Raw genomic sequence first — 25,586 nt, 5'->3', positions numbered from 1 at the left:
AGTGGCTTCTAATAACTTCATCGATTACGTCAAAATCAACTGCCGCTCGGGCCGGGGCGGGGCGGGGTCGCACCACTTCTTCCGGGCCAAGGGCCTGCCCAACGGTGGCCCCGATGGCGGCGACGGCGGCCGGGGCGGTCATATTATTCTGGAAGGCAACTCCCAGCTCTGGACGCTGCTACACCTGCAGTACCAGAAGCACCTGATTGCCAAGCCCGGCGAAAACGGCGGCGAAAACCTGCGCACCGGGGCTCAGGGCGAAGACATCATCGTGCAGGTACCCCTCGGTACCATTGCCCGCGACGCGGAAACCGGCGAGAAGAAGCTGGAAATTACTGAGCACGGCCAGCGCCTGATTCTCACGCCCGGCGGCCGCGGCGGCCTCGGCAACGACCACTTCAAGTCGGCCACCAACCAGGCCCCCAGCTACGCCCAGCCCGGCGAGCCTGGCATCGACGAGTGGGTAATTCTGGAGTTGAAACTGCTGGCCGACGTAGGCCTGGTAGGCTTCCCGAATGCGGGCAAAAGCACGTTGCTCTCCGTTGTGTCGGCCGCCAAGCCCAAGATTGCCGACTACGCCTTTACCACCCTCACGCCCAACCTAGGGGTAGTAGCCTACCGCGACTATAAGTCGTTTGTGATGGCCGACATTCCGGGCATCATTGAGGGTGCTGCCGAAGGAAGGGGCCTGGGCCACCGCTTCCTGCGCCACGTGGAGCGGAACTCTATTCTGCTCTTTATGATCAGCTGCGACTCGCCCGACATCAATGCCGAGTACCAAGTGCTGCTCAGTGAGCTGGAGCAGTTCAACCCCGAGTTGCTCGACAAAAAGCGCTTACTAGCCATTAGCAAGGCTGATATGCTGGACGAGGAACTGGAAGCTGAAATCCGCCAGACGCTACCCACCGACTTGCCCACCATTTTCATTTCCAGCCTCACAAACAAGAACATTCAGCCGTTGAAGGACATGATCTGGCAGGCCCTGCACGCTCAGGACTAGTAGAAGCCCGGCGGGTGTACTTCTCGTCGGGCGCTAGTTACACTTCGCTGCTTTCAGGAGCGTAGGCAGCATCGTAAAGCACTGTTAAGGACTGCCCTTCGTAAAGCCAATGCGGGCAGGGAGCCACGCTGTATTCAATATCCAGCACCCGCCGGGTAGCAGCAGTAAGCGACATTTCTTCATCCTCCAGGCGCACTTTCCGGTTACTGACAACGACGGCATGGCGGCCATTGGACTTGCAGGTGAGTACAGCCCCAATCGGGATTTGCATCTCCTCGAAATTAAGATTTGGGCGCTTACGGCTGAGTTGTATAGCAGCTTCTACTTCGGCCTGATCCAGTAAAGACGGTTGGCTCTCAATTTCCTGAGTAGCGTCGGCTACGTGTAAAAGCTTAAGAATGGCTATTGCCTGCGCGGGCTCAATGCTGAAAAACTCGCGTTTGGGATTAATACGATGCGGCGCGAAAGCCAGATGTAATGCTTTTTCTACTTCAGCCGAGTTGGGAACTTTACACACGTATTCAATAGTAAAGGGAACAGGAACGCCGGTAGTATAGAGCTGATCAATCCGAGTTTTAGCGTCGTCGTGGCTAGTACGCCCAATTTTGACAAGGTTCGGCATAGCCGGATTTGTCAGTACATACACCACGCTTAAGGGCGAACTAGCACTAGAAGAGTTCATAAAAATGGCTGTGTATTTTTGTTGTGCAAAATAGATAGCGAGACGGAGAGTAGTACTGCTATGCCACAATGACAGCGACGGTGCCTTTGGCCTACTCCTTGCGCCCATGCTGCTGCCCAACGGCGAATCCCGTGAAAAACCCATTCCGAAGAATATTTACCAAGATGGCTGACGAGAACCAACTGCCGCAAGACGACAACTTGACCGGCGAGGCTGACCACGTTGCTGGCGAAATGACGGACGCTACTCCCGCAACGTCCGTGGAGGATGCTGCCGGCGAGGAAGCCACTGCCGCCAAATCCGACGCCGAGCTGGCCGACTTGAAAGATAAGTACCTGCGCCTGGCCGCCGAGTTCGAGAACTACAAGCGCCGCACCACCAAGGAGCGCGCCGACCTGTTCAAGACCGCCAACCAGGAGTTGATGGTGGCATTGCTGCCCGTGCTGGACGATTTTGACCGGGCCCGCCACCACACCAAGGACACTGAGGATGCTACCGCCGTGCGTGAGAGCATCGATATTATTCAGAACAAGCTCCAGAAAACTCTGAGCCAGAAAGGCTTGGCCCCTATGGAGGCCAAAGGTGGCGCTTTTGACCCTGATCTGCACGAAGCCATTACCCAGATTCCGGCTCCCACGGAAGATCTGAAAGGCAAAATTGTGGACGAGGTGGAGAAAGGCTACTACCTCGGCGACAAGGTAATCCGCCACGCCAAGGTGGTACTAGGGGCCTAGTATTGAGTAGCAGGTACTACGTGGTAATGATGCGCTCTGCCTCAGGCAACCAGTACTTGTCTCAGTACTCAATACATACTACTCACTACTAATCATGGCAACGAAGCGAGATTATTACGAGGTGCTGGGCGTAGCCAAAAACGCTTCGGGCGACGAGATAAAGAAGGCGTACCGCAAGGTGGCCATCAAGTATCACCCTGATAAAAACCCCGACGACCCCTCGGCCGAAGACAAATTCAAGGAAGCCGCCGAAGCCTACGAGGTTCTGTCGGATGAGCAGAAGCGCGCCCGCTACGACCGGTTTGGCCACCAGGGCATGGGTGGCAACGGCGGCGGCCCGAACATGGAGGATATCTTCTCGCAGTTCGGCGACATCTTCGGGGGCGGTGGTGGCTTCGAAAGCTTCTTCGGGGGCGGGCGGGGCCAGCAAGGTGGCCGGCGGGTGCGTAAGGGCTCCAACCTGCGCATTAAGCTCAAGCTCGACTTGGAAGAAGTAGCCAACGGCGTCGAGAAGAAAATCAAGGTGAAGCGCTACGTCGCCTGCAGCACCTGCTCGGGTACCGGCGCCAAAAACGGCACCGACCTTAAAACCTGCGGCACCTGCCAGGGCCAAGGCCAAGTGAAGCGCGTGGTGCAAACCATGCTCGGCCAGATGGTCAGCGCCTCCACCTGCCCGACCTGCGAGGGCGAGGGCAAGGTAGTAACCAGTAAGTGCGACGTGTGCCACGGCGAAGGCCGCCAGCTGCACGAGGAGGTTATTCCGATTAATATTCCGGCCGGGGTAGCCGAGGGCATGCAGCTAAGCATGAACGGCAAAGGCAACTACCCCGAGCGGGGCGGCGTAGCCGGCGACCTGCTCATTCAGATTGAGGAGGAGCCGCACGAGTTGCTTAAGCGTGACGGCAACAACATTATGTTCGAGCAGTACATCTCGTTCGTAGATGCGGCCCTGGGCGCGAGCATTGAAGTGCCGACCATTGAGGGCAAGGTGAAAATCAAGGTGGACCCCGGCACCCAGCCCGGTAAAATTCTGCGCCTGCGTGGCAAGGGCATTAAGGATATTAACGGGTACGGCCGCGGCGACCAGCTAATTCATCTCAACGTTTGGACCCCGAAGAACGTGACCAACGAGGAGCGGGAACTGCTGGAAAAGCTGCGCGACGCCCGTAACTTCACGCCCAACCCCGGCAAAAATGAGAAAGGCTTCTTCGAGAAAGTGAAGGAGTACTTCCAATAATCACGGATTTAGACGGACTCGTCGGATTTCACGGATTCCGGCGACCATGCTTAGAGCCTACTTTCCCGCTTCCTGGGGAGGTAGGCTTTTTTGTTTAGGGCTTCTGGTACCAGTGCAACGCCGAAGGCGTTCGACCAGTCAGCAGCGTGCCATACCTGCCGCCGGAAGGGTTCAGCGGGCAGCAAGGGGTAGGGCGGCGGCGTTCTTTATGCGCGGCAGGGGCGGGTGCTTCCTGGGCAATGGCCTTTCGCATGGGATAAGCAAAAAAAGTTTTGAAGCGGCTGTAATGCGGAGAGGGGTTCCACGATAAATCCAGCAAACTTCCCCACCATATGCCTGCCGCTGCTCCCACGCCGGATTTCCTGCACCTGCTTCAACAGTATCAGCCCTTGCTGCGGCGGGTGGTGCGCATGTACTGCACCCATGCCGACGACCAGCAGGACGTGTACCAGGACATTGTGCTGCAGCTGTGGCGGGCGTGGCCAACGTACCAGGCGCGGGCCTCGGCCAAGCTCAGCACCTGGCTCTACCGCGTAGCCCTGAACGTAGCTATTTCCGATTTGCGCCTGCGGACGCGCAAGCCGCCGCCGGAACGTTTCGACGCCATCATGCCCGATGTAGCCCCGCCGTCCGACACGGGCCCCGATGCCGACGACCTGGCCCAGCTCTACCGCGCCATTGAGCGGCTCTCAGACGTGGAAAAGGCCTTTGTGCTGCTGTACCTGGAAGAGCGCACCTACGAGGAAATGGCCGACATCCTGGGCATCACCCAAAATAATGTGCGCGTGAAAATGCACCGCGTGCAAGACAAGCTTCGCCACCTGCTAACCCAACCCGCCTGATGGACCTCGATAATTTCCGCCGAAGCTGGCAGGAGCAGCCAGTTGAGCCAGCCCAAACCGTTTTAACTGAACAAAGACTACGCACAATGCTTGCCAACCAAGCGGATGGGCCTCTGGCTCGCATGGAACGAAATGCCACCCGCGACCTACGCCTTCTGCTATTCGTGTTAATCATTAACGTGGGCAATGTGTTTAGCCTGACCAAGCGCCACGGCTTAACGGAGGTGCGGCCGGCGCTGCTGGCGTTGGTGCTAGTGATGGTAGCTTTTGTCGCCTGGAGCATGATTACCCAATTGCGCATTGTGCGGCGCATGCAGCAAGAGGTAGGGGCTGTATATCTACAGTTGAAAAGCCAAATTCAGCGAGTCCGTCAGCTGATGCAGTTGCGCCGTTACGCCGGTGGGCTGTTTCTGCTGGGGCTCATCACAATCATCTTATACAGCCAGCGTAACCGATTTTGGTCAACGGAGCTCGAAGGCATCGACTGGCGCTCAGTAGCGTTGGCCATTCTAGTAATAGCGGCACTTGGCGTCATGGTCTGGATTGGGGAGTATAAGCAGCAACAACGTTACGGCCGGCACCTCGACCAACTGGAAGCGGCCCTGCGCGAGTTAGAGGCCTAAACCAGCCCGTTCGTTGAAATACCTTCCCCAGTGCATAGCCAAAATTCTACATTAGCTACTACCTAACCAATTTACCTGCCGTGCAACCTATTTTACAAGCCCTGAACGTGCGCAAAGCCTACGCCCAGCACGTGGCCCTTAATGGTGTGAGCCTCGATATTCCGGAGCGGAGCATCTTTGGTTTGCTTGGTCCCAACGGGGCCGGCAAAACCTCGCTCATCCGCATCATCACCCAGATAACGGGCGCCGACGAGGGCGAAATCCGGCTGCGGGGCGAAAAGCTGAAACCCGCCCACATTGCCGAAATCGGGTACTTGCCCGAGGAGCGGGGCCTCTACAAAAAGATGAAGGTAGGCGAGCAGCTGCTCTACCTGGCTCGCCTGAAGGGCCTCTCGAAGGCCGATGCTACGGAGCGCATCCGTGCCTGGCTCACCCGCCTGGATATTAAACCCTGGGCCGAGAAAAACGTGGAGGACCTCTCCAAGGGCATGCAGCAGAAGGTGCAGTTTATTGCCACGGTGCTGCACGAGCCCAGCATTATCATCCTCGACGAGCCGTTTTCCGGCTTTGACCCCATTAACGCCAACCTCATCAAGGACGAGATTCTGGCCCTGCGCGAGAAAGGAGCCACCATCATCTTCTCTACCCACCGCATGGAATCGGTGGAGGAGCTCTGCGACAACATTGCCCTGATTAACCGCAGCCACAAGGTGCTCGACGGCTCGGTGCGCGACATCAAGAATACCTTCAAAACCCAGACCTACGTGGTGGAGGGCAAGGGCCGGCTGATGGTGCTGCACCCCGACTTTGAAGTGCTGGAGCACCGGGAGCGGGAGAACGGCCACTTCTACGACCTGATTAAGCTGCACGGCAATACGTCGCCTAATGACTTGCTGCGCTACCTCATCGGGGCCGGCAGCGTGGAGGTGCACGCCTTCCGGGAGCTGATTCCGAGCATCAACGACATTTTTATTCGCCGGGTCCAGGAAACAATGCCCGAAAGCCTGGTGGAAGAGCTGGAAACCGTGCGGTAGGCGCCCGCCTGCCTCGCGCCCTGACCTTCTGACCCTTCTAGCTGCTGACTGCTAACTCCCGACTTCCCATGGAAAAAATTATCCTCATTTTTCAGCGCGAATACCTGACCCGGGTGCGCAAAAAAAGCTTCGTTATCATGACGTTGCTGGCCCCGCTGCTGATGGCGGCCTTTATTGTGGTGCCCGTCATGTTGTCGCAGATATCCTCGAACCAGAAGGTGGTAGCCGTAGCCGACGAGGGCAACATCTTCGCCGGGGAGCTGCCCACTGACCCCAGCAACGACCTGCGCTACGAGGCCGTGCCTGCCCAGCTGGACGCGGCCAAGGCGGCCTTTAAGAAGGGCAAGTACGCGGCCCTGCTCTACATCCCGCGCTACGACATGGCCGAGCCCAAGGGTTTCCGCATCTTCTCCAAGGAAAACCTGAGCCTGAACACCCAAATCAGCCTGGAGCGCCTGATTAACCGCCAGATTGAGGCGGCCCGCATGCGCCAGGCCGGCCTGGATAAAGCCACGCTCGACAAGATTAAGGCCGACGTGGACCTGGAAACTATTAACCTGAGCGACGACGGCGAGAAAACCAGCAGCACGGGCGTTACCACCGGCATTGCCTACCTCTGCGCCTTCCTGATTTACATGTTCATCTTCATCTACGGCGTGCAGATTATGCGGGGCGTGATTGAGGAAAAGACCAACCGGATTGTGGAGGTAGTTATTTCCTCGGTGAAGCCCTTTCAGCTGATGATGGGCAAGGTGCTGGGCATTGCCGCCGTGGGCCTTACCCAGCTGCTGCTGTGGGTGATACTGAGCACGGCCGTTACCACGGGCCTGGCCAGCGTGTTCGGAGCCGAGAAGGTGGTAGCGGCCCGCACCGGGCAGCTACAGCAGGCTACGGCTCCGCAGGCCGGTACCGTGGCGGCTGGCACCAGCACACCGGCGGCCAGTACGGTTACTGCAACCACGGCCAAGGAAAAGGAAAACCCGGCCGTGAAGATTCAGCAGAGCTTTGTGGCGGGCCTGGCCAGCATCAACCTGCCCCTGATTATTGGTGCTTTCCTGTTCTACTTCCTGGGCGGCTACTTGTTCTACGGGGCCTTGTTCGGGGCCATCGGTTCGGCCGTGGATAACGAGACGGACACCCAGCAGTTTATGCTGCCCGTGACCATGCCCCTGATTCTGACCTTCGTTATTGCCCAAAGCGTCATTATCCGGGACCCCAACGGCACGGTGGCCACCTGGATGTCGATGATTCCGTTTACTTCGCCCATTGCCATGATGATGCGCCTGCCCTTCGGCGGGGTGCCTGGCTGGCAGCTGCTGCTGAGCATGGCCCTGCTGATTCTGGGCTTCCTGCTCACTATCTGGGTAGCAGCCCGCATCTACCGGGTGGGCATCCTCATGTACGGCAAGAAAGTAACCTACGGCGAGCTGTCGAAGTGGATGTTCTATAAGGCCTAGCCCAGTGCGGGCTGGCCTGGCCAGCAGCATCCTACACCAACCTGAATCATCCTGAAACATCCTGCGCCCCGGTAGCTGTTGGAAAGCAGCTGCCGGGGCTTTCTGCTACCTTGCACCGTCCCGTAGAGGGTAGCCTTTGCTAATGATGACTCGAAAATTTCTGCTTTTTGCGCTCTTGGTGCTGCTAGGCAGCCTGACCCTGCGCGCCGACGATAAGCCTGCCTACCGCCTGTTTACGGCCGCGGGCAAACCGGCCGCCTATGATAAAATGCTCAAGGAGCTGGCCGCAGCCGACGTAGTGTTTTTCGGCGAGCAGCACAACGACCCCATTGCCCACTGGCTGGAGCTGCAGCTGACCAAGGACCTGCTGCGCCTGCGCCAGGGCCAGCTGGTGCTGGGCCTGGAAATGTTTGAGCGCGACGTGCAGCCCCTGGTGGATCAGTACACTACCGGCGAGCTGTCCGAGAAAGAGTTTGAGGAGCAAAGCCGCCCCTGGCCTAACTACTCCACCGACTACAAGCCCCTGTTGCAGCTGGCCCGGCAGCAGAAGTTTCGGGTGGTGGGCACCAACGTGCCGCGGCGCTATGCCTCCCAGGTGGCCAAAAGCAGCCTCACCAGCTTAAACCAGCTGCCAGCCACGGAGAAAACCTGGCTAGTACCCCTGCCCATGACGGTAGACTACGAGCTGCCGGGCTACAAGAACATGCAGAAGATGTTCGGGGGCGACGCAGCCCACGCCGCGGGCGTGCAGAACATCATCCAGGCGCAGGCCCTCAAAGATGCCACCATGGCGTACTTTCTCAACCAGGCCCGCCCCGAGGGCCACCTGCTGCTCCACCTCAACGGTGCCTACCACTCCGATAACCATGATGGCATCCTGGCTTACCTGCGCCAGCAGAACCCGAAGCTGAAGGTGCGTACCATCAGCACCGTGACGCAGGAGCAGCTAGGCAAGCTAGACCAGGAGCACGCCCAAAAAGCCGACTTCGTGCTGGTTGTACCCCAGGACATGACCAAGACGTATTAAGCTCTACCGGCTACCAACCACCTTTTCCCTATGCTGTCAACCCAGAACCCCGCCGCCCTGCCCGACGCCGCTACCCTGCGCCGCCTGTGCCAGTCCCTGGCTGCCCTCGATGCAGTTAACTCCCCGGAGCCGGAGTATCGCTACTACACGTTTAACCCCCACTGGGACCAGGGCGAGGCGCTGTTTGAAATGAGCGACGGGGAAGGCGACCAGATGCTGGTGCTATTTCGCGAGGAGGGCTGCTGCATCAACGGCTACCTTGATGGGTTCGACCAGCCCGACAAAACCCAAGTTACGCGCGGCCTGCCCGAAGCCTTCGACGAATTTATGTTCGGGGAGCCGGTCAACTCCATTGGCACTACCTTCTGCCTGTGGTACACACCGGCCCACGGCTGGCAAACCGGCGTATTACCCGCCGACGAAGACGACGGCTCCGATGAGCTGCTCTCGATTTTTGATGGCGACCCCGCTACCTACACCGACTGGGCCAACGAGTACTTCATCGACGAAACCGACCGGGACCCCATTGCCGAGGAAGCAGTAGCTGCCGTGTACGCCCACCAGCCCCTAACTAAGGCCCTCGTGTCGGCCCTGAACAGTGAGCTGGAAGAATGGGCCCAGCTGGAAGCCGACCTACAGGAAATCGGCTACCCGTATGATTTCAGCTAGGCAACGCGGCACCTAGCGGCTGGGCAGGTAGTGCTGTGCTACCGCCCGGAACGCAGCTACCTGCTGCTCCTGCCACTGCTGGTCGTGGCCGAGTTCCTGGGCCAGCAGGGCCGCTACGGCTGGCGCGGCGCGCAGGGCGGCGGCCGCGTCGAGAAACAGTGCCCGCACGCGCCGGGCCAGCACATCCTCTACGGTGCGGGCCATTTCGTAGCGAGCCGCCCACACTACCTCGGCGTACCGAAACTCAAGGGCGGGGTCAAGTCGTTGGCTCAGCTCGGGGTGCTCGGTAAGAAGCTGGTGCAGGTGCGGCTGGTCGGAGCCGTACACGTAAAGGTAGCTGCTGTGGTCGGGGGTAGGCTGAGCCCCGTGAATGGGCATGTGGGCCGTTTGGCTCGGGGCAGCGGGAAGCTTGCCCAGAGCAATGGCCTGGGCCACGGTATCCTCCCCCATGCGGCGGTAGGTAGTCCATTTGCCGCCCGTGATGGTAATGAGCCCTGTTTCAGACACCAGAAGTTTGTGGCTGCGCGAAATTTCCTTGGTCTGCGCTGAGCCATCCGTTGGAGCGGCCAGGGGGCGCAGGCCGGCAAAGATACTCAGCGCGTCTTGACGCCGGGGCGCACGGGTGAGGTAGCGGCCGGCCGTGCGCAAAATGAACTCTATTTCATCTTCCCGGGCCTGAGGCTCCGGGCTTGGCCCCGGCAGGGGAGTATCGGTAGTGCCCAGCACCACGCGGTTGTGCCAGGGCACGGCAAACAGCACCCGTCCATCGTCAGTTTGCGGAATTAGCAGGGCATCGTCGCCGGGCAGAAAAGACTTATCCACGACTATGTGGACGCCCTGGCTAGCACGCACCAGCTGGGGGGCGCCGGGCTCGTCTAGCTGCCGAATGGCATCCACGAACACGCCGGTGGCGTTTACGACTACCTTGGCAGCCAACTCGTACGTAGCGCCGGTTTCCTGGTCGGTAGCCGCCACGCCAGTTACCCTGCCGTGAGTATCCTTCAGCAGTCCGTGCACCTCGCAGTAGTTAAGCACGGTACCGCCGCGCTCCACAGCCGTCTGGGCCAGGTTTACGGCCAGGCGGGCGTCATCAAACTGCCCATCGTGGTAGAGCACGCCGCCCCGCAGGCCATCGGGTTGGAGAGTCGTAAGGCGGCGTAGGGCTTCTGCCCGGCTCAGGTGGCGGGAGGGACCCAGGCTGCGCTTGCCCGCCAGCAGGTCGTAGAGCGTCAGGCCGAGGGTGTAAAACGGGCCGCTCCACCACTCGTAGTTCGGAATGATGAAATTCTGATTCCTGACCACGTGCGGGGCATTTTTAAGGAGCAGCCCTCGCTCGTAAAGTGCTTCGCGGACCAGGGCAATGTCTCCCTGGGCCAGGTAGCGCACTCCCCCGTGCACTAGCTTGGTGCTACGGCTGCTGGTGCCCTTAGCGTAGTCGGCCCGCTCCAGCAGCAGCGTGGTATAGCCCCGGCTGATGCCATCCAGGGCTACGCCGAGCCCCGTGGCCCCACCCCCAATCACCAGTAAATCCCAGCTCGGCTGATGGCGAAGCCGCTGCAGCAGCGTGTCGCGGCGGAAAGGTAGGGTAGGCGGTAGCATGAGGCAGGAGCAGTATATCGGCTAGTACACAACGGATGGCGGCAAAAATGGATAATTTTCGCCGCCGCTCTGGCTGGCTTCTTCCCGTATTGCCTTCCATTATGCACTACCGCACTGCCGTTCCCGAAGATATTCCGCGCCTGGCGGAGGTACGCTTGGCCGTGCGCGAGAATGTACTGCGCAACCCAGCCCTCGTCACCGGGGCGCATTACCTCGACTACCTCACGCGCCGCGGCCGCGGCTGGGTGGCCGAAGAAAACAGCCGTATCGTTGGGTTTACCATCGTTGACATGCAAGAGCACAGCGTGTGGGCTCTGTTCGTGCACCCTGACTTCGCGGGCCAGGGTATCGGCAAACAGCTGCACCACCAGCTGCTGACCTGGTATTTCGGGCAAACTTCGGAATCTGTGTGGCTCAGCACTGCGCCCGGCACCCGCGCCGAGGAGTTCTACCGCCGGCAGGGCTGGCAAGACACTGGCCGCACGGGTAGCGGCGAGGTGCGCTTTGAACTGACGGTGGGGGCGTGGGAAGACAAAAAACCGGGTGATCAAAAGACGAATAAATAAGTCAGCTTCAAGATTGATACAGCACAGCAATGGGAATCTTCGATTTTCGACAAAAGAAAAACCAACATTCCGAACCGGAGGAACAGCTAACAAATTTTCCTCAATTGCTAACGGCTAAATTGCTGTTTGCAGAGGCGCCTGTGTTTGATAAACAGATTATAGTAGCGGAACTGAGCAAATATTTTCACAGCGTAGACAGCCCAGATGTAGCTGGTCCAATGCTGTTCTTGTTTCCTGATACGAAGGTTTCTTTTACTGATGGAGAAGTGGCAGCGCAATGCTCCATATTCTTCCCCGGCAAAGGCAAAGACGGGATTGAGATTCCCGAAGAAGCACTCCAGCAAAATTGGCACTGGCCAGAAGCGGCTGAAGCGGCTGCCGCGTGCCGCTATGAAGTAGTACTCTCTGACTTTATGACCCGGCAACTCGATTATAAGGTCAGGCTCGAGCTATTTACACAGTTTCTGATGGCTGTGGTAAAAGCAACCCGGCCGCAGGTAGTTTATTCGGTTGGGGCACAGAAGCTTCTTGCGACTGATGATTTGCTGGAGGCCTGGGACGAGGATAACCGAAGTACTCTTCATGGCTTTCTGAATGTGCGACTCTTCCAGGTCGGTAATGGAGCGAAAGATGAAAGCGTAATGGATACTGTCGGGCTGTACGTGCTAGGCCTCCCCGATTTTCAAGTTCGTTTTACTGGTCTGGATCCGTCAGCCGTAGGAGCATTGCTTTGGAATTATGCCTACTATACGTATGCACAAGGGGATATCATAACTGACGGAAGCACCATTCAGGGAGTGACGCAAGAATCTAAATGGCAATGCGAACGGCAGGAGGCGTTAGTAGGACCGGACCGGCTGGTGCTTGCTGTAGAGCCTACGTAATTCTGGTACTACTCTGATGCTAGAAGCCCACACGAGATGAAACAAGTAGTTGGAAGGGTATTCATATGGTTTTGGGCGTACCTGATTGCGCTACCCATCGCAGCTCAGTCGTCCTTTACTGTGGTGCCTCTGGGCGTGAAGGGCGGCCTGCAGGAAAGCAACCTCTCCGCCTACCTGGTAGCGCCAGCGGGTAGCAGTGCGTACGTATGCCTGGATGCCGGCACGGTGTACAGCGGGGTAGAAAAGGCCATAGCCCGTAACACTCTGGCGGGTTCCACGGGGCAAGCAATCCGCACCCGCATCAAAGGCTACCTCATTTCCCACCCCCACCTCGACCACGTTGCCGGGCTGCTGCTGGGTGCCCCCGATGATACGGCCAAAACCATCTACGGGCTGCCGGGCTGCCTGGCCACCTTGCAGAACGATTACTTGAACTGGCGAGCCTGGCCCAATTTCGGGAGTGGCGGCAACGCCCCGGCTCTGCAAAAATACCAGCTGCGGGAGCTGGCGCCCGGGCAGGAAACACCCCTGGCCAATACCGCCTTGAGCGTGCAGGCCTTTCCGCTCAGCCACGGCAAGCCCTACCCAAGCACCGCCTTTCTGGTACGCAGTGGCAGCAGCTACCTGCTCTACCTCGGCGATACGGGCGCTGATGCCGTGGAGCAAACGCAAAACCTGCGGGCGCTCTGGCAGGCGGTACGGCCTCTGGTGCAGGCGCATCAGCTCAAGGCTATTTTCATTGAAACTTCCTACCCCAATAGCCAGCCTACCAGCCAGCTCTTCGGCCACCTGACGCCCGCCCTGCTCCTGCAGGAGCTGGAGGTGCTGGGGCAGTTGACGGGCGCTGCCGCGTTGCGCGGGCTGCCAGTGGTGATTACCCACATCAAGCCGGGTAATGAAGACGCAATCAAAGCCCAGCTATTGAAGGGTAACACCCTGCCAGTGAAGCTTATATTTCCGGAGCAAGGGCAGCGGCTGGAGTTTTGATTCGGCCGACAGGCGCTACCTTACCAGGCTGTCAACAGGCGCCTGAGCTGTAGGAAAGTAGAAAATCATGTCGGGCTATTTTGCAGACACGGGGTGGGCTACTGCTAGAAGCTCCGGGTAGTCGTGTTTGGTAAGGCCACGTTGGCTAGAATCAGTAGCTTGGGGCAGATTATCACCCTAGGATGCTTCGTCTGATGAAAAAGCCCGCTATACTGAGCTGCGCCGCCGCGCTGCTGCTGAGCACTACCTCCTTTATGGTACCCAAGGGGTGGGAGCCCCTCCTGGACAAAAACCTCAGCAAGTGGCAGACCTACCAAAGCTACCGCCACCAGCCTGGATACCGCGGGCAGCAGCCCACCGACGCGCAGGGCAAGCCACTACCCCCCATTGGCTACGATAAGAACGAGGCAAACGTCTTTTCCGTGCAGATGCAGCAGGGGGAGCCCGTGCTACGCATCAGCGGCGAGATATACGGCTGTGTGTTCACCAAGCAGGACTTCGCCAACTACCACCTCAAGCTGAAAGTGAAATGGGGAACCAAAAAATGGGTGCCCCGGCTTGATGAGCCCCTAGATAGCGGCATCCTGTACAACAGCCAGGGCGAGTGCGGGGTAGACTACTGGCGCAGCTGGATGCTCAGCCAGGAATTTCAGGTGTCGGAGTACCAGAAGGGCAACGCCATGGGCGACTTCTGGTGCATTGCGAATTCCACGGCCGATATCCGGGCGGCCTACAACCCTACCCATGACACGCTGCGCTACAACCCGGCGGCGGCCCCCGTCAGGATGGGACGCGGCGGCCCAGGGTTCTGTCAGGCGTCGGCCAACTACGAGGTGCCCAACGGCCAGTGGAACGAGTTGGAGCTTATTAACGTGAATGGCCGGAGCGTGCACATTGTAAACGGCCACGTGGTGCTGGCGCTCAGCAACTCCGGGGCCGTGGTCAACGGCCAGCGCCAGCCGCTCACGCACGGCAAAATCCAGCTGCAAAGCGAAGCCGCCGAAGTCTTTTACAAGGACATTCTTATTAAGCCGCTGGACGCTATGCCCGCCCAGTACGCGCAGTACTTCAAGTAAGATGATCCCCTTAGAGAAGCCCCCGCGGCTACGTAAACATCTGCGGCTACGGGGGCTTCTCTGCTGCGTCTTTAGGGGCAGGCTTACTGGCCGGGCGAGTAGGTGCGCTCCGTGTGCTGCCGGATGTCTTCGGGGTAGAAGAGCACGTCTTTGAAGTTTTCCTCGGCATATAACCCCGCCTGGTCGGTGAAGTGGGGCGAAGCGGGCTGGTTGCTGTTGCCGCCGGCCAGTACGGAGCGGGCCTTCACGCGGGGGCCGAACTCAACCACCGCAATAAAGCTATTGCCCACGCTGCCGTAGCGCTTCTTGGTGCCGGGGTAAGTACGGGAGCCAAAGGCCGCCAGAGAGCCCCAGGCCGATGAGGTAAAGGCCACCGGCAGGCTAGGCTTCTGGTCGTCGTAGGTTTCCTGCAGGTTGCCGGTGAGACGCTGGAAGCGGTTTACTTCTCCCCACGGCATGCGCCAGGTGCCAAAGTCGCGGGTCAGCTCGTCCAGGGTTTCCTGCAGGGCGGCTACTTTCTCCTGGGGCGTCGTGTGGGCCATGCTGAACTGCACGAGGCTAATGTAGTCTAGGGGCTGCCCCCCGGGCACGCGCGGGCGGGCCAGGCGCAGCAGCCGCTCGCCCCAGTAGGTGGCCAGGGTCTGGCCCACCGACGTTTTGCTGTAGCGCCGGTCCCAGCCCTGCAGTAGCTTCAGGGCCTCTACCACCTCGCCCTCCGGCGGATTCGGGCTGTCGGCCACAAACTGAAAGTCCCTAGCCAAGGCGGGCAGCAGCTCCTCAAAGCCGGGCAAGTAGGGGTCCTTGGCGGCGGCAATCAGCGTATCGAGGGTGAACACGGGCTTGCGGCTCAGCACCCGCACAGCATTTATGCCGCGGTAGTTTTCCGCATCGGGAGCCATGTAGGCGGGGTACTTGTCTTTGGCTGGGCTGCCCGGGCCCGCCACAGTAAAGGGGGTGGAGTTGCAGTTCTGAATCCAGCCGCTGGCTGGGTTGAGCACCTGCACCAGGTCCTCCACTTTGTGCAAGCCCTGCCATTCCGTTTGCGGGTTGCTGCCGTCCACGGGCTGGCTCCAGTCGAACTGTGGGTTGCGGCGGGGCATAAAGTTGCCGTGCCAGTAGGCAATGGTGCCCTTGCTGTCGGCAAACACCGTGTTGTTGGAAGCATTGCCATTGAGCTGCATCACTTTCCGGAAGCTGGCGTAGTCGGTGGCTTTGGTGCGCAGGTAAGACTGCTCCAGGGCGGCCAGGGGCGTATCCATCATGCGGACCGTCACCCACTTGTTGTCGGCCAGCTGGCCGACCACTGGCCCGTGGTGGGTGCGGTAGGTAGTAAACTCCCGGCGCAGCAGCCGGCCATCCTGGAGATAGGGCAGGGAAACGGTGGCCACCCGCACGGGCCGCAGCTTCGAACCGTAACGGTAGTGGGGCTTGCCGTCTTTTTGCTCAATGGTTTCCACGTACTCGTCCATGGAATCGGCAAAGCTGGAGGTGTGCATCCAGCCGCAGTGCTCGTTGAAGCCCTGGTACACGAAAAATTGCCCCCACGTCACGGCCCCGTAGGCGTTCAGGCCCGCCTGGCTGGTCATCTGCACCTCGGGCCGGAAGTAGAAGGAAGTGTGGGGGTTAATCAGCAGCAGGGCGTGGCCGCTGGCGCTTTTGGCCGGGGCCACGGCAAACCCGTTGGAGCCGACCGGCTCGCGCTCCGCTTTTTCCGCGTCGGGCCGCACCCAGGAGGTTGATTTGCGGCTGCCGTAGAAGTTTTTCAGCCGCTCCAGCGGCACCACGCTAATGTTGCCCCCAATGCTACCCTCGCTGAACATCAGCGGCATCCAGGGCTGAAAGCGCCGCAGCAGCCGCGGGCGCGTCTGGGGGTGAGTGTAGAGGTAGTAGTTGGTGCCGTCGGCAAAGGCGTTGAGCAACTGCTTCATCCAGCCCGGACTTTTCTTGTACAGCCGGATGGCCTGGGTGCTGTCCATGAACAGGCGGGCCCGCAGGTCGTGATAGAGGGCGGCTTCGCCTTCCACTTCGGCCAGCCGGCCAATGGCATCGAGGTAGTTCATTTCTACCCGCGGGAAGTCGTCTTCGCACTGGGCGTAGAGCAGACCAAACACGGCATCGGCGTCGGTTTTGCCTTGCACGTGGGGCACGCCCCAGGTGTCGCGCGTGATGGTTACCTGCCGGGCCTGCTGCTGCCAGCGGGCAATTTCCGCGGGGCTGAAGGCCTGGGCGTGGGCGGTGGCAGCAGTAAGCAGAAAACCAAGGGTAAGGGTAGGGCGCATCAGGAGAGAAAACGTGGGGAAACGGCGGAAGAACGGCCTAAAGTAACTAGCCGCTTGCATATCCGTGGCCCCGGCGTGTACCCGGCCCGCGCCACCACGAAAGCAAAAAGCCCCAACCAGGGTCGGTTGGGGCTTGGTACTGCGCTGCCGAAGCAGCAGAAATCAGAAAGGGTTAGGCCGAGAAAGAGGAGCCGCAGCCGCAGGTGCTTTTGGCCTGGGGGTTATTAAAGATAAAGCCCCGGGCATTGAGGCCATCCTGGAAATCAACCTCCATGCCCAGCACGTACATGGCGTGTTTCTTATCCATGATGAGCAGAACGCCTTCGAGGTCGAAGGTTTCGTCCTGTTCCTTGGCTTTATCGAAGCCCAGCAGGTAGCTCATGCCCGAGCAGCCCCCGCCCTGGACGCCTACGCGCAGGCCGTACTCGGCGGGCACGTTTTTCTCAATGAGAATATTCCGAACCTCTTCCAGCGCGCGGGGAGTGAGGCTGATGGGAGCAAGTTTCGTGGAGACGGCCGTTGCCATAGTGTGTTCGTCGTTAGGAAAGTAAGGCGACAAAGATACGAAGTCGGCGGTAGTAGCGCTAGGTTATCCGTGGGGCAACCTGGCTGCTCCGTCGAGCCGCAGCGTTGTTTGGGAGTATAACAACGGGTAGGGCCCCGCGGTTCACGACCTATATTTGCCGCCTGGGTAGCGCATTGGCGGCTGGCTGCGTATCAGGTCGGGTACGGGCCGCCGCGGCCTGCGGCTGCTACTTTATCAGGCGATTTTCGTTTTTTTCTTAGTCGACCAACCCGCTTCAATGGACACCACCGCGTATTTTTTCGACTTGCTCAAGATTATTCTGCCGGCGCTACTCGTGGCGGGCGCCATCTTTTTTCTATTCCAGCAGTTTCTGGAAAAAGAGCAGCAGCGCCGCCTCATGGAGCTGCGTCTCGAATCGAGCAAGACTACCCTGCCGCTGCGCCTGCAGGCCCTGGAGCGCGTGACGATGCTGCTGGAGCGCATTACCCCGAACAACCTGCTGGTGCGCGTGAGCAGCGCCGGACTAACGGCCACCGACTACCACCGCCTGCTGCTTCAGGAAATCCGGGCCGAAGTGGAGCACAACCTCAGCCAGCAGCTCTACATGCAGCCCGAAACCTGGGCGGCGGTAAAGCAGGCCCAGGAAAGCGTCGTTAACCTTATCACTACCCACTATCAGGCCTTGCCCACCCCGCAGGAAGCGCGCGGCCCGGAACTGGCGCGCCACATTTTAGAGGGCCTGATGACCAACCAGTTTGACCCTACGGCTGCGGCCCTGCTGGCTGTGAAGCGCGAAGCCGTGGCTATGTTCTAACACCATACGCCGCGCAGCCCTTTCACACTCAGTTGAGGAGCAGCCGGAGTAGCTCGCCTGCGTTAGAGGTAGTGTCCTTCGCCTGCCAGAGCGCCGGCTGTGCTTCCGCCTGAAGATGGTCCTTTGACAATAAAGCCAGCAGCACATGACGAAAAAGCGAATTGCAGTGGATATGGACGAGGTTATTGCCGACTCCATTGCCCGTTTTCACGAATGGTATGGCCTTGACTACCAGCTTACCTTAACCCTGGACGAGCTGCAGGGCAAGCACTTTCACGAGGCCGTAGCGCCGGAGCACCAGGCGGCCCTGCGCGAGTACCCCAACCGGCCCGGCTTCTTTAAGGACCTGCCCGTAATTGCCGATAGCCAGCGGGTGCTCCGGGAAATAAACCAGCGCTACGAGCTGTTCATTGCCACAGCGGCCATGGAGTTTCCCAGCTCCTTTCTGGACAAGTACGAGTGGCTGCGCCAGCACTTTCCCTTTATCCCGTGGCGCAACGTGGTATTCTGCGGCGACAAAAGCATCCTCAACGCCGACTACCTCATCGACGACAACGCGTTCAACTTCGACCACTTCCGGGGCGAGGGCATCCTGTTCGACGCGCCGCACAACGCTGGCGAAACCCGCTACCGCCGGGTCCGCAGTTGGCAGGAGGTAGGTGCGCTGTTTCTGTAGAGCCTTTCTGCTGTATTCGTAGCGTAAGGCCGCGCCTTCACAGCAAACCAAACAAAAAAGCCCTGGTGTTTACACCAAGGCTTTTTTGCTGAGTATGGGCCGAGCTTGCCTCTACACCACGGCTAGCGTGGCATCAATGGCGCGCTGGTAGCAGGCTTCGTAGCGCGGCACAATCTTTTCTACTGAGAAGGTTTCGGCGTGGGCACGGGCGGCAGCCTTGAAGCGGGGTAGGTTCTCGTCCTGAAGAACGTATAGGGCGTTCTTCACCATGTCGTCCACGTCGCCGATGTTACTGACCATGCCCGTGAGGCCGTGCTCGTTCAGCTCGGGAATACCGCCGGCGTTGGTGCTGATAACCGGCACTTCGCAGGACATGGCTTCCAGGGCGGCCAATCCGAAGCTTTCTTTTTCGGAAGGCATCAGAAACAGGTCGGCCACGCTGAGTACTTCTTCCACGGCTTCGAGCTTGCCCAGGAAGCGGATATCGTTGCAGTAGCCTACCTCGCGGCAGAGCTTTTCAATACGCGGGCGGTCGGGCCCGTCGCCTACCAGCAGGAGCTTGGCCGGAATCTGCGCCCGCACGCCGGCAAAGATTTTCACTACGTCGTCGATGCGCTTAACGGAGCGGAAGTTGGAGGTGTGCACCAGCAGCTTTTCACCCTCCGGCGCAATAGCCGTACGAAAATGCCCCTTGTTCTGCTTCTGGAACCGCTCCAGGTTGATGAAGTTCGGAATCACCTCAATGTCTTTCTCCACCGCGAAGTACTCGTAGGTTTCGCGCCGCAAATCAGCCGATACGGCCGTTACCCCGTCCGACTGGTTGATGCTGAACGTGACTACCGGCTCGTAGCTAGCGTCTTTGCCCACCAGGGTAATGTCGGTGCCGTGCAGGGTAGTAACTACCGGAATGCGGATGTTGCGGGTGAGCAGGATTTGCTTGGCCATGTAGGCCGCCGAAGCGTGCGGAATGGCATAGTGTACGTGCAGCACGTCCAGCTTCTCGTTCTGCACAATGTCCACCATTTTGCTGGCCAGCGCCAGCTCGTAGGGCGGAAACTGGAACAGGGGATAGGGCGGAATGTATACCTCGTGGTAGAACAGGTTCTCGTTAAAGAAATCGAGGCGGACCGGTTGGCTGTAGGTAATAAAGTGCACGCGGTGCCCCTTCAGGGCCAGGGCCTTGCCCAGTTCAGTAGCCACGACGCCGGAGCCGCCGAAAGTAGGGTAACAAACAATGCCGATGTTCATGGGTGGCTTCAACTGATGCCGTACCAACTACGGTACGGATAGGAGGGGAGAACAAATAAAGAGCAACGAGGTAGGCAACGGACACTTTCTGGGCGGAACCGTTGCGGGGGCCGCGAAGCTCTGCGTTAAATTTTGGTTATTGAATAGCCTGTTTTCGGCGGATGCTACAAAAAAGGCGGCAAGTCACCCCATTCGGATGCCTTGCCGCCAGGGCAGTTCAGAGGAGCAGGAAAGCCGGACAACAGATCATGTTTTCTGTAACGACTTGTAAATCACGTCGTGGATGCGGGTGCGGATGTTGTACTGGCGCAGCTTGTTATTGCCGGCATCGGGGTACACGCGGTTAGAAAGAAAGATGTAGAGGATTTTGTTTTCGGGGTCCATCCACACGCAGGTGCCGGTGAAGCCCGTGTGCCCGAAGGTGCTGGCCGGCGAGAGGTTGCTGGTGGGCCCCTCCGGCTTGGTGGGGTCACCCTTGTCCCAGCCCAGGCCCCGGCGGTTGCCAGCCTCAGTGCTGCGGGCAAACTCCGTGACAACCGGCGTCTGGAAGAAGCGCTGCCCGCCGTAGCGGCCATTCTGCAGGTTCATCTGCATCAGGATGGCCAGGTCGTTGGCGTTGGAGAACAGCCCGGCGTGGCCGCCCACGCCCCCCACCATGGCCGCCGTCTGGTCGTGCACGGTGCCTTGCAGTTGGGTACGGCGGTAGTAGGTGTCGTTTTCCGTGGGCGCAATGCACGACTTGGGGAATTTGCTGAGCGGGTTGTAGGTCATGGTGCCCAGGCCCAGGGGCTGGTAGAAATTCTTCTGTAGAAATCCATCAATGGGCTCTTTCAGCACCTTTTCGGCTACCCGCTTCAGAATGATAAAGCTCAGGTCGGAGTATTCCACGGGGTACTTGCCCTTCACCTTGGGCAACAGGCTGGAACGCTGCACCCAGGCCCACACCGAGTCCTCGGAGGTACTCAGGCTATAGAGCTGCGGCGTCACTTCCCGCGAAAACTCCGGCGACTCGGTGCTGGCGTAGAACGTGGGCTTGGGGCCGGCCTTGGTAATGGTCCGCTCCCAGGTAGGAATGCCGGGTTTGAGGCCCGCCTGGTGCATGAGCACCTCGCGCACCGTCATATCCTTTTTATTGGTTGTTTTCAGCTCGGGCAGGTAGGAGGAAACCCGCTCGTCGAGGGTAAGCTTGCCCTGGTCCTTGAGGTACATGATGGCCTGCAGCGTGCCCGCTACCTTCGTTACGGAAGCCAAGTCGTAGAGGGTGCTGCTGTTGACGGGCTGCGACTTATCGTAGGTGCAGTAGCCGTAGCTCTTATCGAACACCACCATGCCATCCTTGGCGACCAGCACCTGGCAGCCGGGCGCCGCAGCATAGGCCACGGCTTCCAGCGCCACGTTATCAATCTGGGCGAGAATGCGCGAGTCGAGGCCCGTTTCTTCGGGGGTGCCGTAGCGCAGACGGCGTAGGTCGGGCGTAGGCAGCCCCACCCCGGCTTTCAGGTTTTCGGAAACCGTCACTGGCAGGCGGCCCTTCGCCGGCAGCGCCCCGAACAGTACCTGCGGCATCACCAGCTGCGAGGCGTAGTTGTCCTCGTAGCCGCACACCAGGCTGCGGCTGCCCTCCAGGTATTTCAGGGCGTAGGCATTCCCGAAGGCAAGGACCACCGTCTTGATTTTTGGGTTGGCCTGCAGCTCCTTCAGGAATTTCAGCGCCCCTTCCCCAATGCCGTAGTTGTGGGTGGGGGTGTTGTTCATGTTGTGCAGGCTGACGACCACCACGTTGTAGGGCGTCAGGCGGCTGCTGATGCGGGCGAAGGTAGAATCCACCGCGTAGCGGTTTGGAACAGCATACACCGGCCCGTTCTGATACTTGCCCATGATTTCCTTGTAGGTAGGCGCATCCGAGCCAATGGTTACCGCTGCAATTCGCAGGGTATCGAGGCGCATGAAGGGTAGCAGACCGTCCTCGTTCTTCACTACCGTAGTAGCGTGTTCGTAAATCTGCTGCTGCACCATGCGGCTCAGGGGCCGGTTCAGGTTGGTCATCAGGTTGGGCACGTCCACGGCCTGGTAGCGGTTCAGGCCCGCCCAGTACTTGGCCCGTAACACCTTACGCACGCGCTGGTCCACGTCGGCCTGCTCAATCTTACCCTCCGCAATAAACTCCTTGATTTTCTGCAGGGCCATGGGCACATCCTCCGAAAACAGAAGCACGTCGTTGCCGGCGGCCAGGGCCAGGGCGTCCAATTCGCCCGGCTTATACAGGGTCGAGACGCTCTTCATGTTCAGCGCATCCGTGAACACGAGGCCCCGGTAATTCATCTTCTCCTTAAGCAGTCCGGTTACCAGATTTTTAGAGATGGTAGCCGAGAGGCTGCGCACGGTATCAAGCAGAGGCATGTACAGGTGGCCTACCATCACGCCCATTACGCCCTGCTCAAACGACTTCTGGAACGGGTAGAGGTCCACGTTCGTGAGCCGGGCCATATCGGAGTTGATGACGGGTAGGGCCACGTGAGAGTCCACGTCGGTGTCGCCGTGGCCGGGGAAGTGCTTTACCACGGCCATCACGCCGTGGTCCTGCAGCCCGCGGATGTAGCTGATGCCGCGCTTGGCTACCTGCTCTTTGTTTTCGCCGAAGGAGCGGTTGCCGATGACCGGGTTATCGGGGTTGGAGTTGACGTCAATAACCGGAGCAAAGCTTACGTGCACGCCCAAGGTCTTCATCTTCAGGGCAATTTCACGGCCCATCTGGTACACGTACTGGTCGTCGTCCATGGCCCCCAGGGTCATGCCCTTAGCAAAGTGCATGCTGGAGTCCAGGCGCATGTCCAGGCCCCACTCGGCGTCCATGGCAATGAGTAGGGGCACTTTGGCCGCCGCCTGGTAGCGATTGGTGAGCAGAGCCTGCCGGCGCGGGCCGCCCTGCAGAAACATCAGCCCCCCGATGTTATAGTTCTTGATCAGAAACTCGGTGTACTGGGCGTGCTTGCGGTCCTTGTTAGAGTAGGCCGCCACCATAAACAGCTGGCCCAGCCGCTGGTCGGGGGTAAGCGAGGTAAACACACTGTCGACCCAGTTCTGCTCTGCCACCGACATTGGCCGCCCGCCTTCTTCGCGCGGGGCCGACCAGGCAATGAGCAGACCCGTGACGGCCAGTACTAGCAGGAAGATTCCAATCCGAAAGTCTTTGAGCATCGGCTCCGGTGGTCTGTGCTGAAGGTGATGGGTAAGTAGAAGACGAGCTGAAAAGCTCTACTTTTGCGGTTCCAAAAAGGGTGCCGGAAGGGAAAAAGACCGGGCTACGGGCCGCTTTTGATGGCCGTTGCCGTGCTGGCATCTTCTCTCTCCAACGCCTGATTCGTGTAATACGTCTCACGCCGCGCACACAAAAGTTGGCCGCAAACTTACGGATAATTTCCCGACGCTGGTTGTTATCAGGCGGATAGCCCCGCCAGCCGGCCCGCAAAGCACGGCTGTTTTTTTAGTGATTTTGCCCTGAATTTGATTTGATATGGCGGATATTATTCAACTCCTGCCCGAGTATTTAGCCAACCAGATTGCGGCCGGTGAAGTAGTGCAGCGCCCGGCTTCGGCGGTAAAAGAGCTGCTGGAAAATGCTGTGGACGCCGGCGCAACCCAGGTGCAACTGATTGTGAAGGAAGCCGGCAAACAGTTGGTGCAGGTCGTCGACAACGGCCAGGGGATGAGCCCCACTGATGCGCGCATGAGCCTGGAGCGCCACGCCACCAGTAAAATCCGCACCACCGACGACTTGTTCCGCATCCGCACCCTCGGGTTCCGGGGCGAGGCCCTGGCTTCCATTGCGGCCGTCGCTCAGGTCGAAATCCGCACGAAGCAGCGCGACCAGGACACGGGCTCCTTGCTGCTAGTGGAGGGCTCCCAGGTGAGCAGTCAGCAACCCGTGGCCTGCCCCGATGGCACGAGCATCAGCGTGAAAAACCTCTTCTTTAATGTGCCGGCCCGGCGTAACTTTCTCAAGAGCAACGCAGTGGAAATGCGGCATATTCTTGACGAGTTTCAGCACGTAGCCCTGGCCAATCCGCAAATTAGCTTTTCCCTGTTTCAGAACGACCTGGAGGTGTTCAACCTGCCGGCCGGCAAGCTCAGCCAGCGCATTGTGTCGCTGCTAGGCAACGGCTACAAGGAGCAGCTGGCCCAGGTGGAAGAAGTGACCCCATTCATCACGGTGAGGGGATTTATTGGCAAGCCGGAGTCAGCCAAGAAAAGCCGGGGCGACCAGTTTTTCTTTGTTAATAACCGCTTTATCCGCTCGGCCTACCTAAACCACGCCGTGCTGGCTGCCTACGAGGGGCTGTTACCCAAGGACACTCACCCGTTCTACGTGCTATTCCTAGACCTAGACCCCAAGGCTATTGACATCAACGTGCACCCCACCAAAACGGAAATCAAGTTCGAGGACGAGAAAACCGTGTACGCCATTGTGCGGGCGGCCGTGAAGCAAAGCCTAGGGCTGCACAACATGGCTCCTTCCCTGGACTTCGACGGCAACGTGAATTTTGCTCCTATTCAGCCCCTACGCCTTTCGGGCCACGAGAAGAATCCTTTTGCCGATGACTTCCAGCCCGATGCCCTGGCCTCGGCCGCAGCCCGGGCGGCGGGCAGCCCCGCCGACACGGGCGAGAAAACATCCCGCCCCGATGCCTACGAGCGGCAGCTGCCGCCCCGCCCTACGGAGCAAGCCAAGCGCGAACTGGAAGACTTCTACAAGAGCCTGAGCCAGCTCAGCGTGCCCGATGTCGAGCACGAAGCCACCGCCGTGGGGGTGCCCGTGCCTTCGGCGGCTACCCTGGCGGCTGCCCGGCCGGCGGTAGCCCCAGCCGAACCCCTGGTGGCCGCCCCTGACCCCGTGCCTCCTGTGGCCGCCGCCTTTGCTACCCTACCGCCGCTGGAAGAAACTCCCGCCGTGCCCGCGGCCACGGCTACGCCTGAGCTGCCTCTGCGGGAATCTTCCACGGGGCCGGGCAACAAGGTGCTGCAACTGCACCAGCAGTATTTGCTGGTGCCAGTGAAATCCGGGGTAATGCTCATCGATCAGGTAGCGGCCCGGGAGCGAATTCTGTTTGAGCAGTACGCCCAAAGCCTGGAGCGCGAAACCAGTGCTTCCCAAACCCTGCTGTTTCCGCGTACCATCACCTTCACCCCCCAGGACTTTGCCATTTTGCGCGAGGTAGAAGAGCCACTCCGGGCCTTGGGTTTCCGCTTCACCGATTTCGGCAAGAACACCATTGCTGTGGAAGGTATTCCGGCCGACGTGCCTGCCCGCGACGAGAAAGAGCTGCTGGAAGGCCTGATTGAGCAGTTCCGTACTGCCGCCGGCCCCGTAAAGCTCGACCGGCGGGAGCAGATGGCGCGGGTCCTAGCCCGGCGGGTGGCCGCCACGGCGGCTGGCGCCCGGCTTTCGGAGCTGGAAATGACCACGCTAGTGGACAAGCTCTTTGCCTGCCAGGTACCCAACTATACTCCGGATGGCCGCCGGACTATTGTGCTGCTGGAGCTAAGCCAGGTGCAGGCCTTCTTCAGCCGCTGAGTACCGTGGTGGCCCGCCGGCGCGGGGTAGCAGCCAACCAAAACCGGGCGGGGC

General features: G+C 59.6%; 23 protein-coding genes. 16 read left to right on the top strand and 7 right to left on the bottom strand.

Annotated elements, in window-relative coordinates:
* Nucleotide 1 precedes the first annotated feature (1 nt).
* Nucleotides 2-1,000, top strand: a complete 999-nt coding sequence (obgE, locus tag K3G63_RS16825) for a GTPase ObgE (RefSeq protein ID WP_220615292.1) — start codon at nucleotides 2-4, stop codon at nucleotides 998-1,000.
* A 37-nt stretch (nucleotides 1,001-1,037) separates the two neighbouring features.
* On the opposite strand, the gene K3G63_RS16820 is transcribed toward obgE, so the two are convergent.
* Nucleotides 1,038-1,682, bottom strand: coding sequence for a GIY-YIG nuclease family protein (locus tag K3G63_RS16820; RefSeq protein ID WP_259404532.1), 645 nt, complete (start codon nucleotides 1,680-1,682; stop codon nucleotides 1,038-1,040).
* Between the two features lie 164 nt (nucleotides 1,683-1,846).
* Here K3G63_RS16820 and K3G63_RS16815 point away from each other — a divergent pair, with 164 nt between their 5' ends.
* On the top strand, nucleotides 1,847-2,416 hold the full coding sequence (locus K3G63_RS16815) for a nucleotide exchange factor GrpE (RefSeq protein WP_220615290.1): 570 nt from the start codon (nucleotides 1,847-1,849) through the stop codon (nucleotides 2,414-2,416).
* Between the two features lie 94 nt (nucleotides 2,417-2,510).
* Nucleotides 2,511-3,653, top strand: coding sequence for a molecular chaperone DnaJ (gene dnaJ / locus K3G63_RS16810; protein ID WP_220615289.1), 1,143 nt, complete (start codon nucleotides 2,511-2,513; stop codon nucleotides 3,651-3,653).
* Nucleotides 3,654-3,747: 94 nt separating this feature from the next.
* Here the strand turns inward: dnaJ and K3G63_RS16805 are convergent, their stop codons facing one another.
* The gene (locus tag K3G63_RS16805) at nucleotides 3,748-3,906 is read right to left on the bottom strand and encodes a hypothetical protein (protein WP_220615288.1); all 159 of its coding nucleotides are present in this window, start codon (nucleotides 3,904-3,906) and stop codon (nucleotides 3,748-3,750) included.
* A gap of 79 nt (nucleotides 3,907-3,985) precedes the next feature.
* Between K3G63_RS16805 and K3G63_RS16800 the strand changes: the two genes are divergently transcribed.
* From K3G63_RS16800 to K3G63_RS16775, 6 genes are all read left to right on the top strand, one after another.
* Nucleotides 3,986-4,495: an RNA polymerase sigma factor gene (locus K3G63_RS16800; protein WP_220615287.1), complete on the top strand. Its 510-nt coding sequence runs from the start codon at nucleotides 3,986-3,988 to the stop codon at nucleotides 4,493-4,495.
* Nucleotides 4,496-4,617: 122 nt separating this feature from the next.
* Nucleotides 4,618-5,118 (top strand): hypothetical protein, encoded by a 501-nt coding sequence (locus K3G63_RS16795; RefSeq protein WP_220615286.1) that lies wholly within the window; start codon nucleotides 4,618-4,620, stop codon nucleotides 5,116-5,118.
* 80 nt (nucleotides 5,119-5,198) lie between these two features.
* A complete protein-coding gene (locus K3G63_RS16790) occupies nucleotides 5,199-6,152 on the top strand; it encodes an ABC transporter ATP-binding protein (protein WP_220615285.1) in 954 nt (317 codons plus the stop codon).
* A gap of 68 nt (nucleotides 6,153-6,220) precedes the next feature.
* A complete protein-coding gene (locus K3G63_RS16785; protein ID WP_220615284.1) occupies nucleotides 6,221-7,609 on the top strand; it encodes an ABC transporter permease in 1,389 nt (462 codons plus the stop codon).
* 142 nt (nucleotides 7,610-7,751) lie between these two features.
* A complete protein-coding gene (locus tag K3G63_RS16780) occupies nucleotides 7,752-8,636 on the top strand; it encodes a ChaN family lipoprotein (RefSeq protein WP_310794605.1) in 885 nt (294 codons plus the stop codon).
* Nucleotides 8,637-8,666: 30 nt separating this feature from the next.
* A complete protein-coding gene (locus tag K3G63_RS16775) occupies nucleotides 8,667-9,305 on the top strand; it encodes a hypothetical protein (RefSeq protein WP_220615283.1) in 639 nt (212 codons plus the stop codon).
* Between the two features lie 12 nt (nucleotides 9,306-9,317).
* On the opposite strand, the gene K3G63_RS16770 is transcribed toward K3G63_RS16775, so the two are convergent.
* On the bottom strand, nucleotides 9,318-10,904 hold the full coding sequence (locus tag K3G63_RS16770; RefSeq protein ID WP_220615282.1) for a glycerol-3-phosphate dehydrogenase/oxidase: 1,587 nt from the start codon (nucleotides 10,902-10,904) through the stop codon (nucleotides 9,318-9,320).
* Between the two features lie 101 nt (nucleotides 10,905-11,005).
* On the opposite strand from K3G63_RS16770, the gene K3G63_RS16765 reads away from it, so the two are divergent.
* The 4 genes from K3G63_RS16765 (at nucleotide 11,006) to K3G63_RS16750 (ending at nucleotide 14,417) form a co-directional block, all read left to right on the top strand.
* Nucleotides 11,006-11,470, top strand: a complete 465-nt coding sequence (locus K3G63_RS16765; RefSeq protein ID WP_220615281.1) for a GNAT family N-acetyltransferase — start codon at nucleotides 11,006-11,008, stop codon at nucleotides 11,468-11,470.
* A 29-nt stretch (nucleotides 11,471-11,499) separates the two neighbouring features.
* On the top strand, nucleotides 11,500-12,354 hold the full coding sequence (locus K3G63_RS16760) for a DUF4261 domain-containing protein (protein ID WP_220615280.1): 855 nt from the start codon (nucleotides 11,500-11,502) through the stop codon (nucleotides 12,352-12,354).
* Nucleotides 12,355-12,390: 36 nt separating this feature from the next.
* Nucleotides 12,391-13,341 carry an MBL fold metallo-hydrolase gene (locus K3G63_RS16755; protein ID WP_220615279.1) on the top strand — a complete coding sequence of 317 codons (951 nt, stop codon included), beginning with the start codon at nucleotides 12,391-12,393 and terminating at the stop codon, nucleotides 13,339-13,341.
* A gap of 194 nt (nucleotides 13,342-13,535) precedes the next feature.
* Complete coding sequence (locus K3G63_RS16750) at nucleotides 13,536-14,417, top strand: DUF1080 domain-containing protein (protein ID WP_220615278.1); 882 nt, start codon at nucleotides 13,536-13,538, stop codon at nucleotides 14,415-14,417.
* Nucleotides 14,418-14,500: 83 nt separating this feature from the next.
* On the opposite strand, the gene K3G63_RS16745 is transcribed toward K3G63_RS16750, so the two are convergent.
* Together K3G63_RS16745 and K3G63_RS16740 are read right to left on the bottom strand one after the other, a co-directional pair.
* Nucleotides 14,501-16,696, bottom strand: coding sequence for a penicillin acylase family protein (locus K3G63_RS16745; RefSeq protein ID WP_220615277.1), 2,196 nt, complete (start codon nucleotides 16,694-16,696; stop codon nucleotides 14,501-14,503).
* Nucleotides 16,697-16,868: 172 nt separating this feature from the next.
* Entirely contained in the window at nucleotides 16,869-17,222 is a 354-nt protein-coding gene (locus K3G63_RS16740; RefSeq protein ID WP_220615276.1) for an iron-sulfur cluster assembly accessory protein, read from the bottom strand.
* Between the two features lie 277 nt (nucleotides 17,223-17,499).
* Here K3G63_RS16740 and K3G63_RS16735 point away from each other — a divergent pair, with 277 nt between their 5' ends.
* Nucleotides 17,500-18,036: a hypothetical protein gene (locus K3G63_RS16735; protein WP_220615275.1), complete on the top strand. Its 537-nt coding sequence runs from the start codon at nucleotides 17,500-17,502 to the stop codon at nucleotides 18,034-18,036.
* A 145-nt stretch (nucleotides 18,037-18,181) separates the two neighbouring features.
* Nucleotides 18,182-18,712, top strand: a complete 531-nt coding sequence (locus tag K3G63_RS16730; RefSeq protein WP_220615274.1) for a 5' nucleotidase, NT5C type — start codon at nucleotides 18,182-18,184, stop codon at nucleotides 18,710-18,712.
* 111 nt (nucleotides 18,713-18,823) lie between these two features.
* Here the strand turns inward: K3G63_RS16730 and bshA are convergent, their stop codons facing one another.
* Nucleotides 18,824-19,960, bottom strand: coding sequence for an N-acetyl-alpha-D-glucosaminyl L-malate synthase BshA (gene bshA, locus K3G63_RS16725; RefSeq protein WP_220615273.1), 1,137 nt, complete (start codon nucleotides 19,958-19,960; stop codon nucleotides 18,824-18,826).
* Nucleotides 19,961-20,206: 246 nt separating this feature from the next.
* A complete protein-coding gene (locus K3G63_RS16720; RefSeq protein WP_220615272.1) occupies nucleotides 20,207-23,158 on the bottom strand; it encodes a glycoside hydrolase family 3 N-terminal domain-containing protein in 2,952 nt (983 codons plus the stop codon).
* Between the two features lie 316 nt (nucleotides 23,159-23,474).
* Here K3G63_RS16720 and mutL point away from each other — a divergent pair, with 316 nt between their 5' ends.
* Nucleotides 23,475-25,532 (top strand): DNA mismatch repair endonuclease MutL, encoded by a 2,058-nt coding sequence (gene mutL / locus K3G63_RS16715; RefSeq protein WP_220615271.1) that lies wholly within the window; start codon nucleotides 23,475-23,477, stop codon nucleotides 25,530-25,532.
* The last annotated feature ends 54 nt before the right edge of the window (nucleotides 25,533-25,586 follow it).

This window comes from Hymenobacter sp. HSC-4F20, assembly GCF_019599275.1.
GTDB lineage: Bacteria > Bacteroidota > Bacteroidia > Cytophagales > Hymenobacteraceae > Hymenobacter.
This window is presented reverse-complemented; position numbering and strand designations above follow the sequence as displayed.

Bases quoted from the DNA above. Each gene is read 5' to 3' on its own strand.
- K3G63_RS16760 (WP_220615280.1), top strand. From the start codon at position 11,500: ATGGGAATCTTCGATTTTCGACAAAAGAAAAACCAACATTCCGAACCG.
- K3G63_RS16805 (WP_220615288.1), bottom strand. From the start codon at position 3,906: ATGCGAAAGGCCATTGCCCAGGAAGCACCCGCCCCTGCCGCGCATAAA.
- K3G63_RS16785 (WP_220615284.1), top strand. From the start codon at position 6,221: ATGGAAAAAATTATCCTCATTTTTCAGCGCGAATACCTGACCCGGGTG.
- K3G63_RS16750 (WP_220615278.1), top strand. From the start codon at position 13,536: ATGAAAAAGCCCGCTATACTGAGCTGCGCCGCCGCGCTGCTGCTGAGC.
- K3G63_RS16745 (WP_220615277.1), bottom strand. From the start codon at position 16,696: ATGCGCCCTACCCTTACCCTTGGTTTTCTGCTTACTGCTGCCACCGCC.
- mutL (WP_220615271.1), top strand. From the start codon at position 23,475: ATGGCGGATATTATTCAACTCCTGCCCGAGTATTTAGCCAACCAGATT.
- K3G63_RS16800 (WP_220615287.1), top strand. From the start codon at position 3,986: ATGCCTGCCGCTGCTCCCACGCCGGATTTCCTGCACCTGCTTCAACAG.
- K3G63_RS16770 (WP_220615282.1), bottom strand. From the start codon at position 10,904: ATGCTACCGCCTACCCTACCTTTCCGCCGCGACACGCTGCTGCAGCGG.
- K3G63_RS16730 (WP_220615274.1), top strand. From the start codon at position 18,182: ATGACGAAAAAGCGAATTGCAGTGGATATGGACGAGGTTATTGCCGAC.
- K3G63_RS16815 (WP_220615290.1), top strand. From the start codon at position 1,847: ATGGCTGACGAGAACCAACTGCCGCAAGACGACAACTTGACCGGCGAG.
- K3G63_RS16775 (WP_220615283.1), top strand. From the start codon at position 8,667: ATGCTGTCAACCCAGAACCCCGCCGCCCTGCCCGACGCCGCTACCCTG.
- K3G63_RS16720 (WP_220615272.1), bottom strand. From the start codon at position 23,158: ATGCTCAAAGACTTTCGGATTGGAATCTTCCTGCTAGTACTGGCCGTC.
- K3G63_RS16780 (WP_310794605.1), top strand. From the start codon at position 7,752: ATGATGACTCGAAAATTTCTGCTTTTTGCGCTCTTGGTGCTGCTAGGC.
- dnaJ (WP_220615289.1), top strand. From the start codon at position 2,511: ATGGCAACGAAGCGAGATTATTACGAGGTGCTGGGCGTAGCCAAAAAC.
- K3G63_RS16795 (WP_220615286.1), top strand. From the start codon at position 4,618: ATGGAACGAAATGCCACCCGCGACCTACGCCTTCTGCTATTCGTGTTA.
- K3G63_RS16740 (WP_220615276.1), bottom strand. From the start codon at position 17,222: ATGGCAACGGCCGTCTCCACGAAACTTGCTCCCATCAGCCTCACTCCC.
- K3G63_RS16735 (WP_220615275.1), top strand. From the start codon at position 17,500: ATGGACACCACCGCGTATTTTTTCGACTTGCTCAAGATTATTCTGCCG.
- bshA (WP_220615273.1), bottom strand. From the start codon at position 19,960: ATGAACATCGGCATTGTTTGTTACCCTACTTTCGGCGGCTCCGGCGTC.
- K3G63_RS16755 (WP_220615279.1), top strand. From the start codon at position 12,391: ATGAAACAAGTAGTTGGAAGGGTATTCATATGGTTTTGGGCGTACCTG.
- K3G63_RS16765 (WP_220615281.1), top strand. From the start codon at position 11,006: ATGCACTACCGCACTGCCGTTCCCGAAGATATTCCGCGCCTGGCGGAG.
- K3G63_RS16820 (WP_259404532.1), bottom strand. From the start codon at position 1,682: ATGAACTCTTCTAGTGCTAGTTCGCCCTTAAGCGTGGTGTATGTACTG.